This window comes from Rhodohalobacter sp., from assembly GCF_041686455.1.
Classification (GTDB): Bacteria; Bacteroidota; Rhodothermia; order Balneolales; family Balneolaceae; genus Rhodohalobacter.
Genome location: NZ_JAWLDW010000094.1, coordinates 1 through 9069, shown reverse-complemented (window position 1 = coordinate 9069; position 9069 = coordinate 1). Strand labels below are relative to the sequence as shown.

Here is a 9069-nt window from a genome sequence, read left to right as displayed (position 1 = left end):
TTCATTTACACTATCACTTTCTGTATCCGTTTCCTGCTCAGACATTTCCATCTCAGTTGACGTCTCCGAATCGGATACCGTTTCCGTTTGATCTGAGCCTGAACTGCATCCCGCCCATAAAAGTGCAAATAATACTATCCATACTGTTTTCATAGATCTCACTCGTTTTTTATTGCCATTAAACATCGATGCATCAATGTTTAAATTTTTTGGATGAATACAAAGATATAATCCATTCGCGTACCGGTATACAGAAGAATTGAGGATTAAAGGTGTAAATAATTCGACGATTCCTTTCGGAAGTACGAAAGGAAACAGACAGATTCTTTCTATCCTTACTCCGGCTCATTTGTTGTGATTACAAAAATCACAAGCGGTTCGTTACCGCTGTTTTTCACTGCATGATAGGCCTCTCCTCTCACCGTAGTTACCGATCCTTTTTTGATGTCGTAGTTCCGAACCTTGCCCGCCTCACTATCTTTCTCAGAATAGATTCCCTCACCGTGTACAACCACATAAAGTTCCTGTTCTTTTCGAGTTCCATGGGTATGAAGCCCTACGCTGTCACCCTTTTCAGGCAATATCATGTAGGCTCCAATCCTGTTATTGACCAGCTCACCTTTACTAAACATCTGTAGCAGATAAACAGTCCCGCTGCCGCCGTACATATTATCCCGTTTATCATATCTGGCAACTTCCCGGCGTTCTGAGCCGTAGTGAAAAAGAGTCGGGTCAAGAATGGAGTCAAGCAGATTGTCGAGTTCGGACTTTTCTTTTTTGGAGAGAGGCTTTCGTTCTCTTTTCATCTTAGATATTTACTGTGGCTAACAGGGACGATTTTTTTAATTCTATACTTCAAATAAGGAATTAAATTTAAAGACAATTCCATCGATCATTACTGTCTCTAGTATACACCGATTCTATCTAACTTGTGTCCCGATTTAAATGCAGTTGGTATATTTTATGTGTGTATCTGACACAAAACCATAGACTTCCAAGTTGGTTTTCGACGTCGCTCTCAGGGATATAGGATCTTATGTTTGCCGGTCCAGAATCTTCCCGTCCAGTAACTTTATCTGCCGATCAATTTCAGAAAGGTAAGAATCATCATGCGTGACCATCAATATTGTTTGATCGAACTCGCGGGTGAGATTTTTCAGCATATCATATACAATCCGAGCATTTTTGGAGTCGAGATTACCGGTGGGTTCATCACAAAAAATGATTTGCGGTTCATTGATCAATGCCCTTGCAATGGAAACCCTCTGCTGCTGGCCACCCGACAACCTGTTTACCCTTTTACTCGCCTGATCAGCAATACCTAGCAGATCCAGTTTTTGCATCGCTTTCTCCTCAAGTTCTTCATGCGTCAGATCCCCAAGCTTAAGGCCCGGCAGCATCACGTTATCCAAAGACGTAAAATCAGCCAGCAGATAGTGAAACTGAAAGATGAAGCCGATGGACTTATTACGTAAATGAGCAAGCTTTTTGTTGCTCAATGTTTTCAGTTCCACATCGCCAAAAAACACGTCTCCCTCATATTCACGATCCAGGGATGAGAGAACATATAGCAGCGTGGACTTCCCGCTGCCTGACGGCCCAACTATAGCCGAAAACTCACCGGAACGAACTGTCAGATTAATATCCTTTAGTACATGAAAATCCACCGGTATGTGGAAATATTTATTCAGATTTTTTGCCTCTAAAACTTTCTTCACGGCTACTGGGATCTGATGATGTTAATTGGGTCAATTTTAGAAGCTTTTTTGGCCGGCAAATATCCGGCAATTCCGGTCGCAACAAGACCAAACAGAAATGCAAGCAGATAAAACAGAGGGTCAAAATTAATGCTCAGGTATTCAGAGGATACAAACCCTTCTATATTTGTGGGAATAATGGATGTGATCCAGGAGATCACAAAACCGATCACCAACCCTAAAAGTCCGCCCAGAAAACCGATAATCAGAGCTTCCAGCAGAAACACGTTTCTAATATCTACGTCTGTATACCCGATCGATTTTAAAATCGCAATATCATTCATCTTTTCGTAGATCATCATCGACAGGATATTGAAAATTCCGAACCCGGATACAAGCAGAATGGAAATGATAACCAGGTAGGTAACGATATTCTGAATTCTGAACACACTGAATATTCCTTCGTTGGCATCTTTCCAGTCTTCGGCGGTGTAACCAAAACGGGACTGAAATTCACGGGCCAACACTCCCGATTGTTCAACATCCTCCAGCTTGATATTAATATTGGTAATATAATTACCTGTCACATCCATCAGCTTTTGGCTATTCCTGATACTGCTGTATGCCCGGGAGTTATCAAGTTCCCGAAGCCCGGTATCAAGGATACCTACCACCTTCATCTGCAGGGCCACGCCACCGGGTGAAACCACCGTGATATTGTCATTCAACATTGTGCCCATCGATTCTGCCAGTCCGGAGCCGAGAATAATTCCGTTATTTACTGTTTCAAGCCGAATGATAGAGCCGCTGACCATATCCTCCTCCAGGTCAAACAGCTGGTTTTCCTTGCGAATATTCACGCCATTAATGATTCCCGAAACGTCCGCCACTCCGATCTTGAAAATCGCCTGGGTACTCAGGCTTGGCGATACCCCGGTTACTTCGGGATAGGACTCCAGAATCTCCACGATCTGCAGGCCTCTCTTTAGTTTGGGAAGCTCATTCTTGCTCTTGATGTTTGGAACGGACACCCAGGTCTCCTCCTCATCGTAGATACTCAGTAAAACAGGCGGAGATTTCTGGTTTTTGTCCTGGTAAATCTGGATATGGGCGGTAGCGTTAATCGTCTTCTCAATAAAAAAATCCTGCAGCCCTGTAATTACCCCTGCCTGAAAAATAAAGACCGTTATCCCAAAAGTCACTCCCAGCATCGACACGATCGTCTGCCGTTTTCGGCTGATCAGATGCGTGATGACGATCTTTAAAATTGGGAAACGGTTCATGGCTCAGGCTTTAATACAATTTGTCCTTCTTCCAGTCCGGACAGGATCTCCACATTATTCAGGTCCCGAATTCCGGTTTCAACAGACTTGAGGCTCCCATCTTCCAGAATCACCTCATTTTCCTCACTGACATAATTGACCGGCAGCACAAGCACATTCTCTTTTTCGTTAACCACGATATTGGCCTCCAGTGCCATACCGGGATACAAGGGAAATTCAAGGGGGTCGATCGAAGCCGTTACTTTCGCCGTACGTTCGGTAGTGTTAATTCTTGGATAGATCAGGGTTATCACACCACTCAGTACGGTATCTTCAATGGCATCCAGTTCGTAATGTACCGGCTGACCTTCTTTTACCATTACAATATCCGTTTCATCCACCTGCAGTTCGGTCTCAAACCGGTCAGTTGCCCCGATGGCCATAATCGGACGGTTTGCAGCGATCAACTCTCCCTCCTTCGGAATGATGTCGTACACTTTGCCATCTATTGCCGACAATAGGGTGTATTCGCCCGTCCTGCTCTCTTGGGCCCGGTAGTTATTACGCGCGTTATCCAATTCAATCTGAAGACGTTCGCGAGTTTCCCGCAACTTACTTTCCGCAATCCGGTAGTTGTTACGTGAGGTTTGGAACTGTAGCTGTATCCGTTCAAAATCCTGCCTTGTAACAATACTATCTTGTTGCAGCTGCCGGTAACGTTCCACTTCAACAGAATCCTGCAGAAAGGCAGCCCGTGAATTCTCCAGCTGCTGCCTTAATTGTCTCAGCAGATCTGAATCAGATGCAGCATTTTTACGCGCCAGCTCCAGTTGATTACGAGCAGTCCGGAGGTTCGCTTCGTTGGGTTCATTCTGCAGTTTTACCAGCGGAGTGCCGGTCGTCACCTCTTGCCCCACACTTACCATAATCTGATCCACGATACCGGAGACTTTGCTTGTAAGCTCGTAGTGACCTAAAGGAACGACATTACCTGAAGCGTAAACCCCCTGAACCAGGTCCATTTTTTTAACCTGAACCTGCTCCGCTTCCGAACAGCCGATGGTGATTAGGATTAACAGGATGAGCAGCGGGATATATCGAATCGATCTCATATAGATGGATTTCTTTCTCTTTATTAAAGGTAGGAAAATAAAGGCCTTATTGAATAATAAATTATCGGGCGGTAACAATTTTTAAATGGGTTTAATGAAAAACAAAAATTAAAACCCAGGTTAAGGAGGTCTGTTGCATGCTTACAGCCTGCTCTCCTATTCGGTGAATTTTTTAACGTGGGACGGTGTCCCACGCTGGGTTATTTCAGGCTTTCAGCCTATAGCTGCGGGTTCCTTTTAACTTGTGTGTGAGCAAGTTTATCGTATATGCTGCTTCCCCATTGTATAGAATAACATTTACCGCCTATCCAAAGACAATGATTTGTAGTAATATCAGCGCAACCCATACCCAAAACGTCGGGGATTGATTGAGGTCGGAATAATATACTATCCAGTGGACTCCAATATTCGCCATCTCCGACGGCAGGAATTTTAGAAGATTTCGGATAAAGATTTGCCGACTCCCTTTTATCGGGTCCGTGAGAACTGAGATGTTGAAGGCCCTCTTTCCAATTGTGGCAGCTTGGGTGCTGCTCACCATCTAATAGAAGTAGAGAAAAACCGGTAGTATCAGAGTCAAAAATCCAACAATTTGTCCTGCTCCGGGGATAGTTCTCCAATATCCATCAATGTGGTCAATCCAAACAACACCACTGCATAGTATAGGATAATCAAATAATAAAGGCCAAAAGCCAGAATTCTATATCCAGTTAATTTACTCATGATGTTCAGGTTATAGGTTATCCTGGTTGACCATCTATGTTATTCACATTTTCTTAGTAACGTGAATATATACAGTTTTACAGCGCTACACTATTCTGCCACAATTGTACCGGCAACATATTGATATCTACAACTTATCAATAAAATCTTCGCAGGGATTGGATTAAAAAATCTTGACACCCAACGCCTCTAATCTGCTCATGACTCTCAAACCAATACCTCTGTTCGGCGGCGAATGAATGCCTCCTTTACAACCCTGGGTTCCGCTATGCTACACCCAGGGCTCTTTATATTTCACCCTTTCAGGGTTGAGGCATCAGGACATTTTTAAAATTCAAGACTCAAATAATAGTTCGCAGTTCGTCCATCGGTCATTCGCCCATTAACCTATGAACGTTACCGTGTAAGGAGAAGAATTAGAGGAATAAATTTAGAAAACTGGCCTAGAGAAATTGACAGGGATAAGTGTTAATGTGAGAATAAGAAGATCACAAATTCACCAGCCTCCAATGAATAGAGAGTAAAGGCAAAAAATTTATAGGCCTTGAGTTTTTCCGTCTCATGGCTGTGAACGCCGATGATTTTTCTCAGCCTTGATTTTTGGGTTCGTTTTGTACCTGTCCGACTACCGGCGGATCAAGACAAAAGAGACAATATGGTTTAAATAAAAACTTTTGTATTACCGCCTCAATTTTGATTAACACACCAAAGTAATCCCTCTGTTCGGCGGTGAATAAATGCCTCCTTTACATCCCCGGATTCCGTTTCACTACACCCCAGGATAATCATATTTCACCCTTTCAGGGTTGAGGCATCAGCACATTTTAAAATTCAAGACTAAGATCGCAGTTCACAGTTCGACCATCGATCATTCGCCAATCAGAAAACCTCTTCAGAGGTTACATATACGAGCCGGTAATTTATTGCCGGATCACCGTTTATAGCCCGCCTGCCTCAGCGAGGCAGTATCATTGTAAAAAGGTCTGAAAGCCTCAATCCGCGCTGCTCCGGATGGAGCAGTACTCCGAGCGGATGGGTTAGTTGATGTTTATGGAAAGAAGCTCAACACCCTTCTATTTTCTGTAACAGCTCTACAAGAGAGTCATGATACGACTCCTCAAATGTGAGGGCAAAATCAGCGGCCGCATTAATTTGATATTCAGAGCTTTGAGCCTGTATTACCATGGCCGTCTGCATCTCATCATCCAGGTAGGGAAACACAAGATCCTGAACGGACTGCCAGTCATGATTGGAACACCGGAAGGATTGAGGATTCGTCTGAGCACAGGAAAGAGCAATTTTCAGAAATCCGAGAGTCAAAAAGAGGAAAATTTTGTGAGGCATATCTTATTATTTATCCATTTCTACAACAATCTTTCCCAAATGCCTTCCCTCACCGAAATATTGAATCAGCTCCGGGATTTTTTCAAATTCGTAGGGGCCATCAACTACGGGTCTTAATTGTCCCTGTTCCACAAGTTTAGAAATTTGGTCTAACCCTTTATTTGCCTTCAGAGCGATTACGCCCAGCTTTTTACCGGTGAAAAGTGATATAAGCCAACCGAACAGTGCAATTTCGAGCAGTCTGACCATCGACCCTCCGACGGTTACATATATGCCATTCTTTTTGAGGGATCGTGCGACTTTAAATGGAGATCGGGTTGATTTTGTATCGAGGATCAGGTCATACTTTTCTCCGGTAGCGGTAAAGTCCGCTTTTCTATAATCCATCACGTTGTCAAATCCCAGCGATTTCATCAGATCAAGTTTTTCGCCGCTGTCAACGCCGGTTACCTCTACCCCATACGGTTTCAGGATTTGAATGCCCAGGGTCCCGACACCACCTCCGGCCCCGTTGATCAGAACTCTCTGCCCGGTTTTCACTCTTCCCATCTCCACAAGTCCCTGGAGCGCGAGAATTCCGGCATGGGGCAATGCGAAGGCATCATTATGACTGATGTTGGACGGTTTTTTGGTTAACATCTTTTCCGGAACACAAACGTATTCAGCAAATGCGCCCAGTCCGCATTCTGACAGATCGCAGTAGATCTCATCGCCGACGGTAAAGGAACTCACAGAATCGCCTACCGCTTCGATGGTCCCGGAAACGTCTACCCCAGGAATCTCTATCTTCGGCTTTCTCAGGCCGAAAAACAGACGAATAATATATGGTTTGCCCCTGACCAGCCCCCAGTCCCAGTCGTTGATGGAAGCTGCATGAATCTTCACCAGTACCTCATCATCTTTCGGAACAGGTTTTGCCACCTCCCCAATCTCAAGATCACTCGGCATTCCGTATTTTTTTAAGAGTATCGCTTTCATGAGGAAATATTTTCTTTCAATTAAACTGCTTCTATCATAAGACAAAGCTGATGGTGACGGTAGTTTAAAAAATTAGAACTGTTTGTAGTTACTACAATCTTACCACCCTTAAAAATTATAAGTTCTCTCTTACGGTTTTAACTACTCAAATGAGTAAATCCTTCATTCTGGAAATACGATGGTTCTGAAACCTTTTCCACTTAATTTTCGAAGGGAATTCGATCTAATCATTTATCCATTCAAATTCATGAGGCTCCCCAATCAGTGCCAGGTTTTCAGTAATACGATATGGATTATAAACAACAGTTGTGCTTTCGGGGATGAACTCTTTCCGGGATACCCGGTAGATCCCGGAAACCAAATGGCTATTTCCATTGTGATACTTTAAAAGTATAGGTAATCCTAAAGCTCTTTTTGCCACTTTTTGTGTGAAATACATTCCGGACCAACGAATTTATCTCTCTCTTTTTTGCCACAGCAGTTTTTGAATTTCTTTGCAGTTTGCGCATCAGGTTATTAATTCTCTCCTACCTGAAGCCAAAAAGAATAAATATCGCCAGGATAAAAATCAGCATACCCAAAAGAACCAATGGATTCCGCATCAGATCCATCTGACCTTGATAAAAAGCTATTGCCACGCATAGAAAAAGGAAACCTAGTGCCAACAGGATCATTTTCCGTAGCCGGGCGTAACGCGGCTTTACTGTTTTGTATTGAGCCGGGCCGATGAAATATGTTTTGTAGGTTTTCATTTGCTCAATTTTTTAATCCAAAATGTTACAATCCGGAAATTCCCACAAGTAAAGACGTCAGATTTCTTGGCTTAAGGAGAATAACTAACTGATGTCGATGCGATCCTAATTTCTTTGACAAAGACTGAAGAATTTAGAGTTAGATTTAGTTATGACGATACGATCTGTTCGTGATAAAAAATACTACGAGGAAACAAAGGGTTATCTTGCGAAGAGCTATTGGAGAGATATAATAACGGGGAAAAAAACATGCGTCGGTTAGTCCGTTTTTTATGTAAGAAACTCCTTTGGAGTCATAGCTATATCAGGAAATTCCCACACGATCCTTTTATCAAAAGTAACCAGCCGGGTATTTAAATCATCTGCCAAAGCCACAAACTCACAATCGTAGGCTGAGCAGGATGAATCCGAAACAAGACTCATAACTTGTGTTGAGTTTACATCGAATTCGTTGGCACTCATTAGTTGTTCAGCTTCTTCTATTGCTTGCAAGACAACCGATAATTCTAAAATATGCTTTCGCAGGTAGATCGATAATACATTTCTGAATTCTGACCGCCAGAGAAGAGGTGCAACCCAATCGTCATCTTTTTTAAGTACTTGATAAACCCATTCATCCATATCGTTTGGCACCCACATGCTGGCTATGACATTCGTATCGACAACAATCATGGCCTGCCTTCCTGAGCTTCAGCGTCGGAAGGGCGCCCCTCATCAATGGCTTGTTGTATTTCCTCCATAGAAAGGGTCCCTTTTGCTTTCTCTTTGAGTTTTTTAGCACGAGTGATGACTTGATCAGGATCTCGCCGGTTGCTTTGGACTAATTTTTTTAAATAGACGATCACTTCACTGTTAATGCTTCGATGATGTAGTTCTGCCTGTTTCTTTATTTTGGCATAGACTTCGTCGGGGATGTCCCGAATTGTGATATTCGTTGGCATGGCGCTTGAATTTAATTTGGTTTCAAAATAAAACTAACTATTGGGGGGTATTATTGCAAGAAATGTGGTATAACGGACCGGCAAATACACAACTAAAATTTTTAAAACAATCAGCTTTGGAAATCAAAGTTTCGGGGAGAAGGGTGTACATCTAATTTTTACACATTCTGATAAACATCCCCCTCTATCCCCCTTTGATAAGGGGGACTTTCACATTCAATATTCAATAATCGAACTTAGGTAATAAGAGTCAACAAAAT

11 protein-coding genes are annotated in these 9069 nt (G+C 42.9%); all 11 read right to left on the bottom strand.

The window, feature by feature from the left end; genetic code table 11:
- Nucleotides 1-335 precede the first annotated feature (335 nt).
- Nucleotides 336-806, bottom strand: coding sequence for a cupin domain-containing protein (locus tag ACESM0_RS10440; protein ID WP_372906159.1), 471 nt, complete (start codon nucleotides 804-806; stop codon nucleotides 336-338).
- A gap of 228 nt (nucleotides 807-1034) precedes the next feature.
- On the bottom strand, nucleotides 1035-1718 hold the full coding sequence (locus ACESM0_RS10435; RefSeq protein WP_372906158.1) for an ABC transporter ATP-binding protein: 684 nt from the start codon (nucleotides 1716-1718) through the stop codon (nucleotides 1035-1037).
- A 2-nt stretch (nucleotides 1719-1720) separates the two neighbouring features.
- On the bottom strand, nucleotides 1721-2980 hold the full coding sequence (locus ACESM0_RS10430) for an ABC transporter permease (protein ID WP_372906157.1): 1260 nt from the start codon (nucleotides 2978-2980) through the stop codon (nucleotides 1721-1723).
- Complete coding sequence (locus ACESM0_RS10425; protein WP_372906156.1) at nucleotides 2977-4071, bottom strand: efflux RND transporter periplasmic adaptor subunit; 1095 nt, start codon at nucleotides 4069-4071, stop codon at nucleotides 2977-2979. Before ACESM0_RS10425 ends, ACESM0_RS10430 begins: the two co-directional genes overlap by 4 nt.
- Nucleotides 4072-4647: 576 nt before the next feature.
- Entirely contained in the window at nucleotides 4648-4794 is a 147-nt protein-coding gene (locus ACESM0_RS10420; RefSeq protein ID WP_372906155.1) for a hypothetical protein, read from the bottom strand.
- A 1062-nt stretch (nucleotides 4795-5856) separates the two neighbouring features.
- Complete coding sequence (locus tag ACESM0_RS10415; protein WP_372906154.1) at nucleotides 5857-6138, bottom strand: hypothetical protein; 282 nt, start codon at nucleotides 6136-6138, stop codon at nucleotides 5857-5859.
- Nucleotides 6139-6144: 6 nt separating this feature from the next.
- Complete coding sequence (locus ACESM0_RS10410; protein ID WP_372906153.1) at nucleotides 6145-7116, bottom strand: NAD(P)-dependent alcohol dehydrogenase; 972 nt, start codon at nucleotides 7114-7116, stop codon at nucleotides 6145-6147.
- Between the two features lie 223 nt (nucleotides 7117-7339).
- Nucleotides 7340-7555: a hypothetical protein gene (locus tag ACESM0_RS10405; protein ID WP_372906152.1), complete on the bottom strand. Its 216-nt coding sequence runs from the start codon at nucleotides 7553-7555 to the stop codon at nucleotides 7340-7342.
- Between the two features lie 88 nt (nucleotides 7556-7643).
- Nucleotides 7644-7868, bottom strand: a complete 225-nt coding sequence (locus ACESM0_RS10400) for a hypothetical protein (protein WP_372906151.1) — start codon at nucleotides 7866-7868, stop codon at nucleotides 7644-7646.
- A gap of 270 nt (nucleotides 7869-8138) precedes the next feature.
- Nucleotides 8139-8540, bottom strand: a complete 402-nt coding sequence (locus ACESM0_RS10395) for a type II toxin-antitoxin system VapC family toxin (protein ID WP_372906150.1) — start codon at nucleotides 8538-8540, stop codon at nucleotides 8139-8141.
- On the bottom strand, nucleotides 8537-8809 hold the full coding sequence (locus ACESM0_RS10390) for a FitA-like ribbon-helix-helix domain-containing protein (RefSeq protein ID WP_372906149.1): 273 nt from the start codon (nucleotides 8807-8809) through the stop codon (nucleotides 8537-8539). Before ACESM0_RS10390 ends, ACESM0_RS10395 begins: the two co-directional genes overlap by 4 nt.
- Between the last annotated feature and the right edge of the window lie 260 nt (nucleotides 8810-9069).